At 66.4% G+C, this 16093-nt stretch carries 24 protein-coding genes; 6 read left to right on the forward strand and 18 right to left on the reverse strand.

Translation table 11 applies throughout. The features are described from left to right. Nucleotides 1-26: 26 nt before the first annotated feature. The 7 genes from AC1RT8_RS08450 to hisB all read right to left on the reverse strand — a co-directional run bounded on the left by AC1RT8_RS08450 (nt 27) and on the right by hisB (nt 3816). Nucleotides 27-404 (reverse strand): histidine triad nucleotide-binding protein, encoded by a 378-nt coding sequence (locus tag AC1RT8_RS08450; protein WP_493075164.1) that lies wholly within the window; start codon nt 402-404, stop codon nt 27-29. 16 nt (nt 405-420) lie between these two features. After that, nucleotides 421-741: a phosphoribosyl-ATP diphosphatase gene (locus tag AC1RT8_RS08455; protein WP_493075165.1), complete on the reverse strand. Its 321-nt coding sequence runs from the start codon at nt 739-741 to the stop codon at nt 421-423. 31 nt (nt 742-772) lie between these two features. Continuing rightward, the gene (locus tag AC1RT8_RS08460; RefSeq protein ID WP_493075166.1) at nt 773-967 is read right to left on the reverse strand and encodes a hypothetical protein; all 195 of its coding nucleotides are present in this window, start codon (nt 965-967) and stop codon (nt 773-775) included. Between the two features lie 136 nt (nt 968-1103). Continuing rightward, nucleotides 1104-1874, reverse strand: coding sequence for an imidazole glycerol phosphate synthase subunit HisF (hisF, locus tag AC1RT8_RS08465; protein WP_493075167.1), 771 nt, complete (start codon nt 1872-1874; stop codon nt 1104-1106). A 1-nt stretch (nt 1875) separates the two neighbouring features. Further along, nucleotides 1876-2610 (reverse strand): 1-(5-phosphoribosyl)-5-[(5-phosphoribosylamino)methylideneamino]imidazole-4-carboxamide isomerase, encoded by a 735-nt coding sequence (gene hisA, locus AC1RT8_RS08470; protein ID WP_493075168.1) that lies wholly within the window; start codon nt 2608-2610, stop codon nt 1876-1878. After that, nucleotides 2607-3218 carry an imidazole glycerol phosphate synthase subunit HisH gene (hisH, locus tag AC1RT8_RS08475; RefSeq protein ID WP_493075169.1) on the reverse strand — a complete coding sequence of 204 codons (612 nt, stop codon included), beginning with the start codon at nt 3216-3218 and terminating at the stop codon, nt 2607-2609. The genes hisA and hisH overlap by 4 nt, the downstream gene beginning before the upstream one ends. Next, complete coding sequence (hisB, locus tag AC1RT8_RS08480; protein WP_493075170.1) at nt 3211-3816, reverse strand: imidazoleglycerol-phosphate dehydratase HisB; 606 nt, start codon at nt 3814-3816, stop codon at nt 3211-3213. The genes hisH and hisB overlap by 8 nt, the downstream gene beginning before the upstream one ends. Nucleotides 3817-3902: 86 nt before the next feature. Here hisB and AC1RT8_RS08485 point away from each other — a divergent pair, with 86 nt between their 5' ends. From AC1RT8_RS08485 to gmk, 4 genes are all read left to right on the forward strand, one after another. Next, nucleotides 3903-4385: an SspB family protein gene (locus tag AC1RT8_RS08485; RefSeq protein ID WP_372849525.1), complete on the forward strand. Its 483-nt coding sequence runs from the start codon at nt 3903-3905 to the stop codon at nt 4383-4385. 150 nt (nt 4386-4535) lie between these two features. Continuing rightward, entirely contained in the window at nt 4536-5921 is a 1386-nt protein-coding gene (gene fumC, locus AC1RT8_RS08490) for a class II fumarate hydratase (protein WP_493075171.1), read from the forward strand. A 199-nt stretch (nt 5922-6120) separates the two neighbouring features. After that, nucleotides 6121-6342 carry a hypothetical protein gene (locus tag AC1RT8_RS08495; RefSeq protein ID WP_493075172.1) on the forward strand — a complete coding sequence of 74 codons (222 nt, stop codon included), beginning with the start codon at nt 6121-6123 and terminating at the stop codon, nt 6340-6342. Nucleotides 6343-6393: 51 nt separating this feature from the next. Further along, nucleotides 6394-7059 carry a guanylate kinase gene (gmk, locus tag AC1RT8_RS08500; protein ID WP_493075173.1) on the forward strand — a complete coding sequence of 222 codons (666 nt, stop codon included), beginning with the start codon at nt 6394-6396 and terminating at the stop codon, nt 7057-7059. 180 nt (nt 7060-7239) lie between these two features. Here the strand turns inward: gmk and AC1RT8_RS08505 are convergent, their stop codons facing one another. Genes AC1RT8_RS08505 through AC1RT8_RS08520 form a run of 4 tightly spaced genes read right to left on the reverse strand, consistent with a single transcriptional unit; the run spans nt 7240 to nt 9399 of the window. Beyond that, a complete protein-coding gene (locus tag AC1RT8_RS08505; RefSeq protein WP_493075174.1) occupies nt 7240-7920 on the reverse strand; it encodes an ATP12 family chaperone protein in 681 nt (226 codons plus the stop codon). Between the two features lie 2 nt (nt 7921-7922). Beyond that, entirely contained in the window at nt 7923-8144 is a 222-nt protein-coding gene (locus AC1RT8_RS08510; RefSeq protein ID WP_465170096.1) for a hypothetical protein, read from the reverse strand. After that, nucleotides 8141-8803 (reverse strand): HAD-IA family hydrolase, encoded by a 663-nt coding sequence (locus AC1RT8_RS08515; RefSeq protein WP_493075175.1) that lies wholly within the window; start codon nt 8801-8803, stop codon nt 8141-8143. Before AC1RT8_RS08515 ends, AC1RT8_RS08510 begins: the two co-directional genes overlap by 4 nt. Next, a complete protein-coding gene (locus AC1RT8_RS08520; RefSeq protein ID WP_493075176.1) occupies nt 8800-9399 on the reverse strand; it encodes an FMN-binding negative transcriptional regulator in 600 nt (199 codons plus the stop codon). Before AC1RT8_RS08520 ends, AC1RT8_RS08515 begins: the two co-directional genes overlap by 4 nt. A 137-nt stretch (nt 9400-9536) precedes the next feature. On the opposite strand from AC1RT8_RS08520, the gene AC1RT8_RS08525 reads away from it, so the two are divergent. Next, on the forward strand, nt 9537-9716 hold the full coding sequence (locus AC1RT8_RS08525; protein ID WP_493075177.1) for a hypothetical protein: 180 nt from the start codon (nt 9537-9539) through the stop codon (nt 9714-9716). A gap of 284 nt (nt 9717-10000) precedes the next feature. Here AC1RT8_RS08525 and AC1RT8_RS08530 read toward each other — a convergent pair whose 3' ends face one another. The 4 genes from AC1RT8_RS08530 to AC1RT8_RS08545 all read right to left on the reverse strand — a co-directional run bounded on the left by AC1RT8_RS08530 (nt 10001) and on the right by AC1RT8_RS08545 (nt 12935). Beyond that, a complete protein-coding gene (locus AC1RT8_RS08530) occupies nt 10001-10540 on the reverse strand; it encodes a DUF6714 family protein (RefSeq protein WP_493075178.1) in 540 nt (179 codons plus the stop codon). Further along, entirely contained in the window at nt 10537-11646 is a 1110-nt protein-coding gene (locus AC1RT8_RS08535; RefSeq protein WP_493075179.1) for an RluA family pseudouridine synthase, read from the reverse strand. The genes AC1RT8_RS08530 and AC1RT8_RS08535 overlap by 4 nt, the downstream gene beginning before the upstream one ends. Next, nucleotides 11643-12020, reverse strand: coding sequence for a fluoride efflux transporter CrcB (gene crcB, locus AC1RT8_RS08540; RefSeq protein WP_493075180.1), 378 nt, complete (start codon nt 12018-12020; stop codon nt 11643-11645). The genes AC1RT8_RS08535 and crcB overlap by 4 nt, the downstream gene beginning before the upstream one ends. Before the next feature lie 99 nt (nt 12021-12119). After that, a complete protein-coding gene (locus AC1RT8_RS08545; protein WP_493075181.1) occupies nt 12120-12935 on the reverse strand; it encodes a hypothetical protein in 816 nt (271 codons plus the stop codon). Nucleotides 12936-13040: 105 nt separating this feature from the next. On the opposite strand from AC1RT8_RS08545, the gene AC1RT8_RS08550 reads away from it, so the two are divergent. Beyond that, nucleotides 13041-13262, forward strand: a complete 222-nt coding sequence (locus AC1RT8_RS08550) for a hypothetical protein (RefSeq protein ID WP_493075182.1) — start codon at nt 13041-13043, stop codon at nt 13260-13262. 83 nt (nt 13263-13345) lie between these two features. Here the strand turns inward: AC1RT8_RS08550 and AC1RT8_RS08555 are convergent, their stop codons facing one another. From AC1RT8_RS08555 to AC1RT8_RS08565, 3 genes are all read right to left on the reverse strand, one after another. Then, nucleotides 13346-13774 (reverse strand): OsmC family protein, encoded by a 429-nt coding sequence (locus AC1RT8_RS08555; protein ID WP_493075184.1) that lies wholly within the window; start codon nt 13772-13774, stop codon nt 13346-13348. 88 nt (nt 13775-13862) lie between these two features. Next, nucleotides 13863-14180, reverse strand: a complete 318-nt coding sequence (locus tag AC1RT8_RS08560) for a glycine zipper 2TM domain-containing protein (protein WP_493075185.1) — start codon at nt 14178-14180, stop codon at nt 13863-13865. Nucleotides 14181-15156: 976 nt separating this feature from the next. Further along, complete coding sequence (locus AC1RT8_RS08565) at nt 15157-16083, reverse strand: bifunctional riboflavin kinase/FAD synthetase (RefSeq protein WP_493075186.1); 927 nt, start codon at nt 16081-16083, stop codon at nt 15157-15159. Nucleotides 16084-16093: the final 10 nt, after the last annotated feature.

Consider the following 16093-nt stretch of genomic DNA (forward strand, 5'->3'; position numbering starts at 1 on the left):
GGACCGCGGCGGCGCGGCGAAAAGCGTCAGCGCGCGAGCATCGGCCCCAGCGGCGCGCCGGCGAAGATATGGACATGCAGGTGCGGCACCTCCTGCCCGGACTGGAGGCCGGTATTGGCAAGCAGGCGGTATCCTGGCGCGACCAGCCCTGCGTCGCGCGCGACGGTGCCGACCGCGCGCGCGAAACCCGCGATCTCCGCGTCGGAGGCCTTGGCGCTAAAATCGTCCCAGGAGACATAGGGGCCGCGCGGGATCACCAGGATATGCGTCGGCGCCTGCGGGTTGATGTCGTGAAAGGCGATGGCGAAGTCGTCCTCATAGACCCGCTTCGACGGGATCTCGTCGCGCAGGATCTTCGCGAAGATATTCTGGTCGTCATAGGGTTTGGTGGCGTCGATCGGCATAAATTCCCCTCCGATGTCAGGAAGAACGGCTGGCCTTCTCGTCAATCCCGGATACGCCTTCTCGGCGCCGCAACTCGGCGCGCACGTCGTCGAGCGACACATCGGCATCCGCCAGCAATACGAGCAGGTGGAAGACCAGATCGGCCGCTTCGCTGGTGATTTCCGCGCGATCGTCCCTGATCGCGGCGATCACCGTTTCGGTCGCTTCCTCGCCAAGCTTCTGCGCGATCTTGGCGCGGCCCTTCGTAAAGAGCTTCGCGACATAGGAGGTGTCGGGATCACCGCCCTTGCGCGCGCGGATCACGCTTTCGAGCGTATCGAGGAAATCATCGGCCATCAGCGCGGGCTGCCCCGGACGAGCGAGAAGGTCAATCCTTTAGGGTTTCGGCCTTCGGGCGCTTGGCGAAGCGCGCGCGCAAGGTGCGCCGGACCAGCCAGATCCCGATCGCGGCCATCACGAACAGCGCGATGTCGGAGAGTTCGGGGCTGGTGCGCGGCTTGGCCACGCCGCTGTGCGCGGCCCAGGCGGGACCGGCGAGGAAAAGGGCGGCGAGGAAACGCATGGCTTCTCTTAGCCGAGGGCTCCTAACTTTCCGTTGCCCGACTCCCTCTCCCGTTCGTTTCGAGCGAAGTCGAGAAACAAGCCTCAAGCGTTGTGCATGGTTTCTCGACTTCGCTCGAAACGAACGGATGGGGTAATCAAGCCGAGAGCGGCGTCCGCACCGGCACGCCCGCAGCCGCCAGCGCGGCATGGGCGTCGGCGATGCTCGCCTCGCCGAAATGGAAGATCGAGGCCGCCAGCACCGCGCTCGCATGACCTTCGAGAACCCCTGCCACCAGATCCTGCAGGCCGCCGACGCCGCCCGACGCGACCACCGGCACGGCGACCTGATCGGCGATGGTGCGGATCAGCGACAGGTCGTACCCGTCGCGCGTGCCGTCGCGGTCCATCGAGGTGACGAGCAGCTCGCCCGCGCCGAGCGCGACCAGCTTCAGCGCATGCTCGACCGCGTCGATGCCGGTTTCCCGCCGCCCGCCATGGGTGAACACCTCCCAATGATCGCCGACCCGGCGCGCATCGATCGAGGCGACGCAGCATTGGCTGCCGAAGCGGTCGGCGATGTCGGAGACGACCTCGGGCCGCGACACGGCGGCGGAGTTGACCGCCACCTTGTCCGCCCCGGCGAGGAGCAGAGCGCGGGCATCCTCAGCGCTGCGTACCCCGCCACCGACGGTGACGGGCATGAAACACACCTCCGCGGTGCGGCGCACCACGTCGAGGATGGTGCCGCGTGCCTCATGGCTGGCGGTGATGTCGAGGAAGCAGAGTTCGTCCGCCCCGGCCGCGTCATAGGCGCGGGCCTGCTCGACCGGATCGCCCGCGTCGCGCAGATCGATAAAGTTGACGCCCTTCACGACGCGGCCATTGGCGACGTCGAGACAGGGGATGACGCGGGCGCGGACTGTCATCTCACGCCGCCGCCGCCACGTTGAGCGCCGCAGTCAGGTCAAGCCGCCCGTCATAGAGCGCCCGCCCGGTGATGACGCCTTCGACCCCATCCACCGCATGCAGCGCGAGCACATGGATCTCGGCGATCCCCTTCACGCCGCCCGACGCAATCACCGGGATCCGCACCGCCCGTGCCAGATCGACGGTCGCCTCGACGTTACACCCCTTGAGCATGCCGTCACGCCCGACATCGGTGAACAGCAGCGACGCAACGCCCGCATCCTCGAACCGTCGCGCGAGGTCGATCACCTCGACCGTCGAGACATCCGCCCAGCCGCGCGTCGCGACCATGCCGTCGCGCGCATCCACTGCGACGACGATGCCGCCGGGGAAATCGCGTGCCGCCTCGCGCACCAGTTCCGGATTCTCCAGCGCCGCCGTGCCGATCACCACGCGCGACACGCCGAGATCGAACCAGCGCTCGATCGCCGCACGGTCCCGGATGCCGCCGCCGAGCTGGACATGGCCGGGGAAGCGCTCGACAATCGCCTTCACCGCCTCGCCATTGACCGAGGCGCCGGCAAAGGCGCCATCGAGATCGACGACATGGAGATATTCGGCGCCCTGCCCGGCGAAGATCATCGCCTGGGCGGCGGGATCGTCGCCGTACACGGTCGCACGGTCCATATCGCCCTCGGCAAGGCGCACGACCTGGCCGCTCTTGAGGTCGATCGCAGGGAAGACGATGAGGCTCATGGCCGCCACTCCAGGAAACGCGCGAGCAGCTCCAGCCCATAACGCTGGCTCTTCTCGGGGTGAAACTGCACGCCCAGCATATTGTCGCGGCCGATCGCCGCGGTGACGGGGCCGGCATGATCGGTCGCCGCGATCATATCCTCGCCTTCGAACGCATAGCTGTGCAGGAAATAGGCCTCGCCCGGCTCGATCAGCGGATGCGCGACGGAGGGAACGACGTCGTTCCAGCCCATATGCGGTACCTTGGCGGTGGGATCGCCGGGCGTGAGCAGGCGCACGGTGCCGCGTATCCAGCCAAGGCCGGGGTGAGTCCCGTTCTCCTCGCCCGCATCGGCCATCAGTTGCATGCCGACACAGACCCCGAGGAACGGCGCGCCCTCGTGCCGCACGCGGCGGTCGATCGCCTCGACCATGCCGGGCACCGCGCGCAGCGCCGAGGCACAGGCCCCGAACGCGCCCACGCCGGGCAGCACGATCCGGTCGGCCCGCGCCACCAGATCGGCGGAATCGGTGATGGCGACATTCCCGGCCCCGGCCGCTTTCAACGCATTGGCGACTGAATGGAGATTGCCCGCGCCGTAATCGATCAGCGCCAGCGTCTCAGTCACCCGCAATCCCCCCGAGCGTCCCCTTGGTCGAGGGAATCGCATCCGCCTTGCGCGGATCGATCTCGACCGCGGTGCGCAGCGCCCGGGCAAGGCCCTTGAACGCGCTCTCGACGATGTGGTGGTTGTTCTTGCCGTACAGCGTCTCGACATGGAGCGTCAGGCCGGCGCTGCCGGCGAAGCTGTGGAACCAGTGCTCGAACATCTCGGTGTCCATCTCGCCGAGGCGCTTCTGCGAGAACTCGCATTTCCACACGAGATAGGGCCGCCCCGAAATGTCGAGCGCGACGCGGGTCAACGTCTCGTCCATCGGTGACAGCGCGTCGCCGTAACGACGGATGCCCTTCTTGTCGGCCAGCGCCTTGGCGACCGCTTCGCCGATCGCGATGCCGACATCCTCGACCGTGTGATGCTGGTCGATATGCAGATCGCCGACCGCCTTCACCTCGAGATCGATCAGCGAATGGCGCGAGAGCTGCTCCAGCATGTGATCGAAGAAGCCGATTCCGGTCTCGATCGTGTAGCTGCCGGTGCCGTCGAGGTTGACGGTCACGTCGATCGACGTCTCCTTGGTGGAGCGCGAGATGGTGGCGGTGCGCATGCGCATCCCCATAGCGTGCGCCACCCATCATGCAATCTTGCTCGGGCAATCTTGACGGGGTTTCAAAGCCCGCTAGTCCATGCGCCATGAGCGATGGCCTGCCCGATAGTCTGATTCCCTATGACGAGATCGTCCAGGAGGCGTTACGCGCCGTGGTCGGCCGGGTGCTCGGCTCGGTCGCCGAGAATGGTGGACTTCCCGGTGACCATCATTTCTACATCACCTTCAAGACCCAGGCGGCGGGCGTCGACATCCCGCAGCGGCTGATCGAGCGTTTTCCCGACGAGATGACCATCGTGATGCAGAACCGCTATTGGGACCTGCTCGTCACCGACACCGGCTTCTCGATCGGGCTGAGCTTCAACCAGGTGCCGTCGAAGCTGGTCATTCCCTATGCCGCAGTGACGGGTTTCCACGACCCGTCGGTCAATTTCGAGCTGCGCTTCCAGGCGCAGGAAGGCCCTGAGGGCCCCGATCCGCATGACGAGGCGGAAAATGACGGCCCCACCGTCACCCCGGTCGAGGACGGATCCAACGTCGTCTCGGTGGATTTCAAGCGGAAGAAATAAATCCTCCCTCTCCCAGCGGGAGAGGGAAGGGGCCCAAGCGAAGCTTGGGAAGGGTGAGGGCGATTGGTCGACCTTCGTCGCCCTCACCCTTCCGGCGCTTCGCGCCTCCCTCCCTCTCCCGCTGGGAGAGGGAATTTGGAGTGACCTCGCATGACCCAAACCCGCACCGAAACCGATTCGATCGGCGCCATCGAAGTCCCTGCGGACGCTTATTGGGGTGCACAGACCCAACGCTCGATCGAGAATTTCCCGTTCGGCGAGACCGAACGCATGCCGATCGGCATCGTCCATGCCCTCGCGCTGGTGAAGCAGGCGGCGGCGCGGGTGAACCGCACGCATGGCTTGGACCCGAAGATCGCCGACGCGATCGAGGCGGCGGCTGCCGAAGTGGCCTCGGGCAAGCTCGACGATCAGTTCCCCTTGGTCATCTGGCAGACCGGCTCCGGTACCCAGAGCAACATGAACGTCAACGAGGTGATCGCCGGCCGCGCCAACGAGATGCTGGCGGGCACGCGCGGCGGCAAAATGCCGGTCCACCCGAACGACCACGTCAATATGAGCCAGTCGTCCAACGATAGCTTCCCGACCGCGCTGCACATCGCCGCGGCGATGGCGGCGACGCAGCGGCTGTTCCCCGCGCTCGACCGGCTGCACGATGCGCTGGAAGCGAAGGCGAACGTCTGGACCGACATCGTCAAGATCGGGCGCACGCATCTGCAGGACGCGACGCCGGTCACGCTCGGCCAGGAATTCGGCGGCTATGCCAACCAGCTTTATCGCTGTCGCGCGCGCATCACGCCCGGGGTGGTGCACGGCATGTGCCAGCTCGCTCAGGGCGGCACGGCGGTCGGCACGGGTCTCAACGCACCGAAGGATTTCGGCGAGGCGATCGCGGCGCAGCTGTCCGAGCTGACCGGACTCCCCTTCTTCACCGCCGAGAACAAGTTCGAGGCGCTCGCCTCGAACGATCCGATCGTCCATCTGTCGGGCACGCTCAACACCCTGGCGGTCGCGCTGACCAAGATCGCCAACGATATCCGCCTGCTCGGTTCCGGCCCGCGCTCGGGCATCGGCGAGCTCGATCTGCCGGCGAACGAGCCGGGCAGCTCGATCATGCCGGGCAAGGTCAATCCCACCCAGTGCGAGATGCTGACCATGGTCGCGGCCCAGGTGATGGGCAACAATGCCGCGATCACCATCGGCGGGCTGCAGGGGCATCTCGAACTCAACGTGTTCAAGCCGCTGATCGGGGCCAATTTGTTGCGCTCGATCCACCTGCTGAGCGTCGGCATGGAGGGATTCGCCGAGCGTTGCGTCGACGGGCTTGAGCCGAATCGCGGACGGATCGCCGAGCTGGTCGACCGCTCGCTGATGCTGGTCACCGCGCTCGCGCCCGAGATCGGTTACGACAATGCCGCCAAGATCGCCAAGCATGCCCATGCCGAAGGGCTGACCTTGAAGGAGGCGGGGTTGGAGCTTGGGCTGGTAGATGCCGCGACGTTCGACCGACTGGTACGGCCCGAAACGATGGTGTGAAAATTCCTCCCCGGAACGGGGAGGGGGACCGCCGAAGGCGGTGGAGGGGCTTGGAGCGCGGGACCGACGTTCCGCGCTCCCAGCCCCTCCACCATTCGCCGGAAGAGGCGAATGGTCCCCCTCCCCGTTCCGGGGAGGAATGAGGACGGAACCACCCGCCCGCTCACGCGCTCTTCTCCTCGAAACGGAGGGACACGCAATGAAAGCCAGCACCATCATCGGCGGCCTGATCGGCGGCGCGATCGACAAGCGCAGCGGCGACGACAGCACCGTGGACGGTGCCCTGATCGGCGCCGGCGTCGCAACCGCGGCGCGGGTGATCGTGCCGATCGCGGTGACCTTCGCGGTGGGCTGGCTGGCGCTGCGCGGCCTGGGCAAGCTCACCGATTCGGTGCTGGGCCCGCGGCCCTCCAAAAGCTGATCTGCCGCAAGACGGGTTGACGGGAGGAGGGCGCCCGCGCCACTAGCGCGCATGGACGCCCCCGATCCCGATCCGCACGGCTTCAAACGCCGCGGTGTACTCTTCGTTCTTTCCTCGCCGTCGGGCGCTGGCAAATCGACGATCGCGCGCAAGCTTCGCGAGGATCAGCCCGATCTGGTCGTCTCGGTTTCCTATACCACCCGGCCGATCCGGCCCGGCGAGGTGGACGGAGTCGACTATCATTTCGTCGACCTCGACACCTTTCGCGCGATGGTGGCGAACCACGAATTCCTCGAATGGGCGCATGTCTTCGGCCACCGCTACGGCACGCCCAAGGCGCAGGTCTGGAACGTGCTCGAGCAGGGCCGCGACATCCTGTTCGACATCGACTGGCAGGGCGCGCAGCAGCTCCACCAGCTCGCCGGCGGCGACATCGTCCGCGTCTTCATCCTGCCGCCCTCGATGACCGAGCTGCGCACCCGGCTGGAACGCCGCGCGACCGATTCCGCGGAAGTGATCGATGCACGTATGGATCGGGCGGCGAACGAGGTCAGCCACTGGGACGGTTACGACTATGTCCTGGTCAACGACAATGTCGAGCATTGCTTCGACTGTGTGAAGACGATCCTGGCGGCCGAACGGCTGAAGCGCTCGCGCCAGACCGGGATCATCGGGTTCATCCGCAAGCTGATCCGGACCTCGCCGACGGGGGAGTAAGGCCCGGCTCAGCATCGTATTTGGTGCCCGGAAGAATTCCGTTCGTGTCGAGTAGAGATCGAGCTTGTCGAGAGCTCGTATCGAGACATGGTTGGAGTGCGAGACGCGTGTCCCTCGATACGCCATCTCGGCAAGCTCGATGGCACTCGGGACGAACGGTGGTGGAGCCGCCGCCAGAAGTCAGAGCAATCCCAGAAACCGCACCCCCGCATTGAAATCCCGCCGCCGCGATTCGAGCGCGCCGAGCGACAGTTCGTCCCGGCCCCATTGCTCGGCCTGCCAGTCCTCGTCGAGCTCGACAGCGCGCCACACCTCCTCCGCCGTCGCCGCGCCCTCGGCGAGCGCCAGCGCGGCGACCAGCGAGCCGCCGATGGTGACGATCGGCGAAAGCCCCGCCAGCTCCCACGCATTGCGCGCCGCCACCGCCTCGGCCAGCCGGGCGATCGTCGCGGGCGGCTGGGGCTTGTGCATCACGCCCGAGGCGATCTCGAAATGCACATCGTAGCGAGTCCGCGCCCAGTCGAGGATCGGATCCCACAAGGCCGCCTGGCGCGCGACCAGATCGTCGGGGCTCTCGGCGCGGTAGCAGAGCAGGTCGCTCTCGCCGAACGCGGCGAGGCCCGTAGCGAAGGCGGCCGGGTCGATCCGTTCGATCGCCGCGTTGGCAAGACCGGTCAGCGGCATCGCACGCGGATCGATTTCCGCGCCTTCGGCCACGACACGCCATTCGTCGGCGACCGCTTCGGCCAGGGCAAGGGTGGGGAGGATCAGCGGCTGCTTGCCGGGAGTCCGCACCGGCTTGCCGTCGAGCGTGATGCCGCGATCCTCGCCGATCGCGACGCTTTTCCAGAATCGCTTCACCGTCAGGCCTCGGGCGGGGTTCGCCAACGCCGGGCGAGCGAACGCGGCACCGTCGCGATCATCACCAGCGCCGACAGGACGATCGCGACGCCCAGGATCTTCGGGCCCAGCGTCTGGGCGCGGCCAAGCAGCACCACGCCGAAGATCGCGCCGGCCGATCCGGCAACGCGGGTGAGCGTCATCGCCAGCCAGCGGTTGCGGGCGGTGGTATCGGGGTCGGTCATACCGTCTCCATATGGTCGGGCAGGCTCGCCACCGTCGTGGCGACGGCATGCGCCCCGGCGGCGAGCAGTTCTTCAGGCGGATGATAGCCCCAGGCGACGCCCAGCGCCCGCGTGCCCGCCGCGCGCGCCATCATCATGTCATAGCTGGTGTCGCCGATCATCACTGTCGTTTCGGGCGCGGCGCCGGCCTCGGCCATGGCCAGCTCGATCATCGAGGGATGCGGTTTGGACGGGTGGCGATCGGCGGTCTGCAAGGTGACGAAGCGGTCGGCGAGTTTGTGATGGTCGAGGATGCGGGCGAGGCCGCGATCCGACTTGCCGGTGGCGACGCCGAACAGCCAGCCAGCCCTTGCCAACGCATCGAGCGCGTCGATCATGCCCTCGAACAGCGGCTCCTCGTTCATCGCGCCCGATTCGCGTAAGGAGAGGAAGGTGGCCTTATAGTCCTCGGCGAGCGCGCGGTGCCGCGCTTCGTCGAGATCGGGGCTGAGCGCCGCGACCGCGTCGACCAGACTCAGGCCGATGATCCGGCGGATCGCGTCGCGGCCCGGCGCGACGAGTCCGCCGATCCGGAACGCCTCCTCCATCGACTGGCAGATATTGGCCTGGCTATCGACGAGCGTGCCGTCGCAATCGAACAGGGCAAGGCGGTTGGTCATGCGTTCCTCATCAGATCGCTGAGCGCCATATTGCCGGAGCGGGCGAGGCCCTCGATCGTGCCGGCCCTGTCGGCCGCGCTCTTGTTCTGGCCGAGCTTGTTGGTGCCGCGCACCGCCTCGATCGTCACCTCGAAGCCGGTGATCGCGCGCAGCATCGCGCGGAACCGGGCATCGTCCATCTTGGCGCGGGTCCAGGGGTTTTCGGGGATGACGCGCGGCTCGTGGATCGCGGCGAGCGTGTCGAGCTGCTCGACCAGGGCATCCTCGTCGATCGTCCGCGCGGTGCCTTCGATCTCGACCGCGACATAGTTCCAGGTCGGCACCTGCTGGGCCGGATCGGCATACCAGTTGGGCGTGATATAGCCGTCCGGCCCGGCGATGCTCAGGATCACGCGGGCGCCGTCGAGCAATGGGGTGAGGCGGTTGCTACGCGCGAGGTGGAAACGCGCGGCATTGTCGCCCGCCGGGACGATCGGCGCGTGCGCGACCATCGGCCCCTCGGCGGTCGCGGCCAGGATATGCGCGAAGCCCCGTGCGAACGCCCAGTCGAGCATCGCTGCGTCGCTGTCGAAGCGGAAGGCTTTGTTCGGATGCATGACGGTGGCCGTAGCGCAGATGCCGTGGGAATCAATCGTGGCGCTATTTCTTCTCTCTTCCAGCGGGAGAGGGAAGGGCCCGCTGCGAAGCTGTGGGAGGGTGAGGGTGGCATCCTGCCGACCGATCGCCCCCGCCCGTGCGCCGCTTTCAACGGCCCCTCTCTTCCGCTGGAGAGGGGATCAGCTGGCGCTCTTGGAACGGCAGCGAGGCGCCGCACGTCAACCGGCTCAACGATCCGATCGACGCGATCAGCATGCTGGAGGGGGTCGAAAAGACTACCTCCTCGATCATTCTCGCGACCAAATTACAGCGCTGAACCGTCGCGCTCGCAGCCTCATTTGCCGGCAACATGTCACAGGCACCGCGCGGGCTGACATTTGGTGGAATAAATATATAAGAAATACAGGTACTTAAATAAACAGGTCGAGAAAATGTCAGTGACCCTACTGACATTTCCAACAGCCAGGCTCGATTCAACCCCGCCCGCATATCTGTCAGGCCGTCACCATGGCATTGGCACCTCGCCCCGCATCAGGCGCCCCAGCGGCTTCGCCGTTCGCCGCGCCGGGCCTTGCGTATCGTCCTTGCGTGCGCCCGGGTTCAGCCAGCGTCGATCGAGGCGGCTCTTCCGCGCCAATAGCTATCGAGACCCTCGGATACAGATCTCTCCAGCCGCAATGGATCATTGGCCACGCGCCATTCGAGATAGTGGACCACCGCCGTCACCTGAGGACCGGTAAGGCGCGCCCACCGATCCTTTGCGTAATCGGTCCAGGTTCGTGCTTCTTCCGGTTCAATTCGCTGGTCTCGGGTGAGATCGTCGAAACCATGCGTCAATTGGGACGCGGGCTCAGCGCGCTCGAGGCGGCCAAGCAAGTCGGCGAGGAGGTAGGCCGGAAGGTAGAAACATACGGCCTCGTGCGAGAGGAAGTTCAGGGCGCTTGCCCATCCGTCCGGCGCCTCGTCGATCCATGCCGCTTCCAGCTTTGTCCAATCGTCCTTGTCCTGGAATTCGGTGACGATGGACAGTGGCTCGCTGCCTTGCGTGCTGTTGTTCAGCGGCTCGGACAAGGGCGGCCGGATCGCCGGAAACGCCGATCTGATCTCGTCGGCAATCTGCTCGGTGGCGCGACCGCTCACGCGCTTCCACGACTCCGCCGTTCGCCGCGACGAGCCTTGCGCACCGTCTTGGCGTGCGCCTTGGCCTGCTGCTTCTTCACGGCCTTGCTCGGCGGTGGCGGGGTATCGAGCGGCATGTTGTTGCCGAGCATCTCGTCGAAGCCGAGCTGCTTCAGGCTTTCCGCGAAATGCTGGGGCAGTTCGGCCTGGATGTCGATCTTGCCGCCATCGGGATGGTCGACCGCGATGCGCCGCGAATGGAGGTGCATCTTGCGGCTGATCCCGCCGGTCAGGAACGCGGCCTGGCCGCCATATTTGCCGTCGCCGACGATCGGATGGCCGATCGCCGCCATGTGCACGCGCAACTGGTGGGTGCGGCCGGTATGCGGGATCAGCTCGACCCAGGCGGTGGTGTTGCCCGCGCTCTCGATCACCCGGTAGCGCGATCGGGCGAGCTGGCCTTCCTTCTCGTCGACGTGCATCTTCTCGCCGCCGCTGCCGGGCTGCTTGGCGATCGGCAAGTCGATCGTGCCGTCCTCGATCGAGGGCACGCCGACGATCAGCGCCCAATAGGTCTTCTTGGCGCTGCGCGAGGAGAAGGCCTTGGCGAAAAAGGCGGCGGCACGCGTCGTGCGGGCGATCAGCAGCGCGCCGCTCGTATCCTTGTCGAGGCGGTGGACCAGTTTCGGGCGGCTCTCGCCTTCGAACTGCAGGCCATCGAGCAGGCCGTCGACATGCTCGTGAGTCTTGGTGCCGCCCTGGGTCGCGAGGCCGGCGGGCTTGTTGATGACGATCGCCTGCTTGTCGCGGTGGATCACCGTCTCGCGGATGAAATCGGTCTGCTCTTCGCTCAGCGGCGGGCGCTCGCGCTTCTGCGGTGCATCGGCGCGGACCGGCTCGGCCGGCGGTACGCGGATCGACTGGCCGGCGACGATGCGGTCGCCCGGCGTCGCGCGCGCGCCATCGATGCGGAGCTGCCCGGTCCGCGCCCATTTGGCGACCGTTGTGAAGCTGGTGTCGGGCAGATGCCGCTTGAACCAGCGATCGAGCCGGATGCCGTCGTCATCGGCGCCGACATTGAATTGGCGGACGTTCGACTCGTCCTTGGTGTTGGGCTTGTCGCTCATACCGCCACCCGCACCAGCGAGAGGCCGGCGAACAGGGCCAGGACCGAGCCGACGACCGAGATCGTGACGTACAGTGCCGCAACGCCCAGATCGCCACGCTGGATCATCGTCACGACATCGAGCGAGAAGGCGGAGAAGGTCGTGTATCCGCCAAGCACGCCGACGCCGAGCAACAGCCGCCAATTCTCGCCGGGCACCGAAAGGCGGGCGAGGCTGCCGACGAGCAGGCCCATGGCGAACCCGCCGATCAGGTTCACGGCAAGCGTGCCGAAGGGAAAGGCCGGCCCGAACGCGGCGAGCGTTGCACGCCCGGTGAGATGCCGCGCGCCGGCGCCCACGGCACCGCCGAGCATGACGAGGAAAAGTTGGAACATGTGGTCCCGTTAGCGCGGATTGGCGGAAATGAGAACCTTGGGGGATTATTCACGGACAGACCTGTTTTCCCTCTCCCACAAGGGGAGAGGGAGTTTAGGTCAATTCCCGTTGTTCGCCACCAGGTCCACGTCCGTCCCGCCATCGTTGCGGCTGGTCAGGAAGATGGCGAAGGCGCCGTCGTCGCGGTCGCGGGTGCCGCCAAGGACGTGCTCCGCGCCCTCGGCCTGGTGCTCGGCCGAATAGCCGGCATTGGTGGCGCGGGTATAATACCAGTCGAGTACCGTCTGCAGCGGCGCCGAGCTGGCGAAGCTGACCGCACGCAGCGCACAACCGCCGGCCTGGGTGCCCGCGGCTTCCGACACACGGGCGTCTGGATAGAGCGGCAGGTCGGCGGGCAGGCGCTGCGCCCAGCGTGCCGAATAGCGCATGTTGCCGGCACAGCCGCTGGTGCGCTTGTCTTTCTGGCGCGCGGCGAGCGCGCCGAGCGTCAGCGATTCGCGCGCCGCGTCGCATTGCGGGCAATCGGCGCCGGGAGCGGGGGCTTTCTTCAGCGTCTCGCTGGTCGAGGCGCCGGTGGCGGCGACCGCGCCGGAGGGCGGGGCGGCGATGCCGTCGGGCGGCACGGCGCCGGAATAGGGCTGGGCAGGGGGGCGGACCGCATCGTTGTTCGCCTGTTGGGCGAGCGACGGATCGACCATGATCTGGTCCTGCAACGCGCTCATCAGCGCCGGGTCGCGCGCCGTGCTCGCGCTGTTGCCGTCGACCAGTTCATTGTCGAGCGAATCGAGATTGCGGTCGCCATCGCTCCGCGCCCCGCACGCGGCGAGCGCCACGGGCAGCACGAATAGGGTCAGGCCCCGGAACCGACTGCGCACCATTTCGACCAAAAGCTCCCGCTCCAACCCTCTGAACATGGCGCATTTCCGGTTAAGGAAGCGTTGGCAATACCGGATCGGTCCCGCGCGCGCCGATTCACCATGATACTTGCGCTCGGCCCCCGGGCCCGTCATGTTCGCCTTATGCTCAATATCCTCTCGCTCCTCGTCGGCCTGCTGGTGCTGCTGCTCACCCTGGTCGGCTTCATCCCGTTCCTGGGTTGGCTCAACTGGCTGACGATCCCGCTGGGCATCGTCGGCCTGGCGCTCGGGGCGCTGTCGTCGAGCAACATGGGGCGCAACCTCAACCTGGTACTGATCATCGTCTGCGCGATCCGCCTGTTCATGGGCGGCGGCATCATCTGATTCAACACTCTTCGCGCACAGATATAAAGGGCCCGGCGATCGCTCGCCGGGCCCTTCGTCGTTTCGGGCCGATCGGTTGAGAATCAGGCGTTGAGGCGATGAGTCAGGGTGATCTCCGCGTTCAGTACCTTCGAAACGGGGCAATTCGCCTTGGCGTCAGCCGCGATCTCGGCGAACTGGTCCGCGTCGATTCCGTCGATCGTCGCGGTCAGGTCCAGGTCCGAACGGGTGATGGTGAAGCCGGCATCCTGCTTTTCGAGCGTCACTTTCGCGCTCGTCTCGAGCGTGCCGCCCGAGAAGCCCGCGCGGGCGAGGGCGAAGCTCAGCGCCATGGTGAAGCAGCTCGCATGGGCGGCCGCGATCAACTCCTCGGGGTTGGTGCCCGGACCTTCCTCGAACCGGCTGGTGAAACCATAGGGTGTGTCGGCAAGCGCGCCCGACTGAGTCGAGACATGGCCGACGCCGTCCTTGCCGAAACCTTGGTACCGGGCCGATCCGCTGCGAGTCGTCATTGTGGGTCTCCTGCAATTGGGAGGCCCGGATACACGAAGGGCGCGACTTGCGCCGCGCCCTTCGCCGTTATTTCTCGAAAGAAATCGTTTAGCGGCAGCGACGCCGGTTGTTGCTGTTGCTGCGGTCGATCTCACGACCGGCGAGGCCGCCCAGGATCGCGCCGCCCAGCGTGCCGACGGTGCGATCGCCGTGCGTGTCGATCGTGCGGCCGACCAGGGCGCCGCCTACGGCGCCGACGAGCAGGCCGGTCGTGCCGTCCGACTTGCGGCAATAGGTGCGGCCGTCGCGGCCACGCCACTCCTTGTACTTGTAATGCTTGCGGGCCTCGGCGCTGCTGACCGGAACGGCCATGGTTGCCGGGATCACGAGCGAGGCGGCGACTGCCGCCATGATCATCTTGCGCATTGTTCTACTCCCTTGCCTTGAATCAATATCGGGGTCGTAACGCTTCCGCTCTGACAGAGGTTGCATGAACCTGAAACAACATGCCGTTCATCAAGATGCAGGGCCGGAAGGGCAGTGGCTTCTTCTCCACGATATCCACGTTATCCACAGGCGCCCTGTGTCGTTTGACCCTTTGCACGACTCGGATTCAATGACAGCATCATGACTGTAAGCGGAGGATGAGGAAGCGAGAAATCGCAGAGACATCAGCCACTTATGCCAGGGTCGTGGAAAGGTGCCGCAAGGAAACCGTCCATGACGTTGGGGGAGTGTCGGACCGAGCAGGAAAGCCCGCCGTCGCGTAAGCGAAGGCTTGGCGGACCGGCAAGGAAAGATGGTCCAAGCGTCCTTTTCGATCCCAGTGATGGGGAAGGGCGTGGCCGTGAAGACCGGATACGCGCCGCCTGGCAACGGGTGGAAGGTGGTTCGGAGATAGTGGCCAAAGCGCGATTGTCGGGTTTCGGCCTGATGATCGAGCTGGCCGCCGGAGGTCGCGGCGTTGAGGCCCGAAAGGGTATCGCGCCCGACCCCGGTGACCAAAATGCGAAGCCTGATGCCGTTCGCGGCATGGGTGGAGCGTGCCGCCGAAACCAGAGGGCGCGGGTATTTCTTCGGAGATACCAAGCGGATCGAAGTCCGGCGACAGGGGGTCGGCAGCGATGCCGGCCCCCATTTTGCGTTCGCGCGCTTCCCGGCAGCGCGGTCGCGCGAGCCCTGCGCGGGCCAAGCTTGCTTCTCCCATGAACGATGCCGCCCGCGCAGGCTCGCTAGCGCCGATTGCGTCGTATCCGTTCGTGCCGAGTAGAGACCGAGTAGGCGCAGCCGTATCGAGGGCTCGTATCGAGGTACAGGTGGGGCGCGTGACGCCTGTCCCCCGATATGCGCTCTCGACAAGCTCGATCGCTACTCGGGACGAACGGGAGTGGGAGCCTTCGCTCTAGCCCGCGAGCAGTTCCTTCGCCCGGGCGCAATCCTTCTCCATCTGCGCGGTCAGGGCGTCGAGGCTGTCGAACTTCGCCTCCGGACGGAGGAAGTCGACCAGCGCGATCTCGATCGTCTGGTTGTACAGGTCGCCCGAGAAATCGAAGAAATAGGGCTCGAGCAGCTCGCGCGGCGGATCGAAGCTGGGGCGGACGCCGAGATTGGCCGCGCCGTCGAGCACCCGCCCGTCGGGCAGCCGCCCGCGCACCGCATAGATGCCGTAAGCCGGGCGCAGATAATTGCCCATCTCGATATTGGCGGTCGGATAGCCGATCTCGCGGCCGCGCTTGTCGCCATGCTGGACCACGCCCTCGATCGCAAAGGGCCGGGTGAGCAGCCGCGCCGCGCCGCGCGGATCGCCGGCGACGAGCAGGTCGCGGATCCGGCTCGAGGAGACTTCCTCGCCGTCCAGTTCCACCGGCGCGACCGTGTCGACCGAAAAGCCGTTCTTCGCGCCCAGATCGGCCAGCACGTCGACATTGCCGCCGCGCGCCTTGCCGAAGGTGAAATCCTCTCCCGTCACCACGCCGCGCACGCCGATCTTGTCGAGCAGGCGATCGGCGACGAACTCCATCGCGGTCAGCCCGGCGAGCGCGGCATCGAAGTGGAAAATGATCATCGCGTCGGCACCGGCGGCGGCGAACAGCTCCTCGCGCTGGTCGAGCGTGGTCAGGCGAAAGGGCGCGGCGTCGGGTTTGAAATGGCGCACCGGATGCGGATCGAAGGTGGCGACCAGCACAGGACGGCCTTCCGCGCGACCGCGCTCGACCGCGCGGCCGACCACTGCCTGATGCCCCATGTGGAACCCGTCGAAATTCCCCAGCGCGACGATCCCGCCCCGAAGTTCGGGAGGCACCACCGAGCCGCCGTCAAGCCGCTCCATGGGTTCGGGC

The organism is Sphingomonas sp. GW821-FHT10F11, from assembly GCF_058809095.1.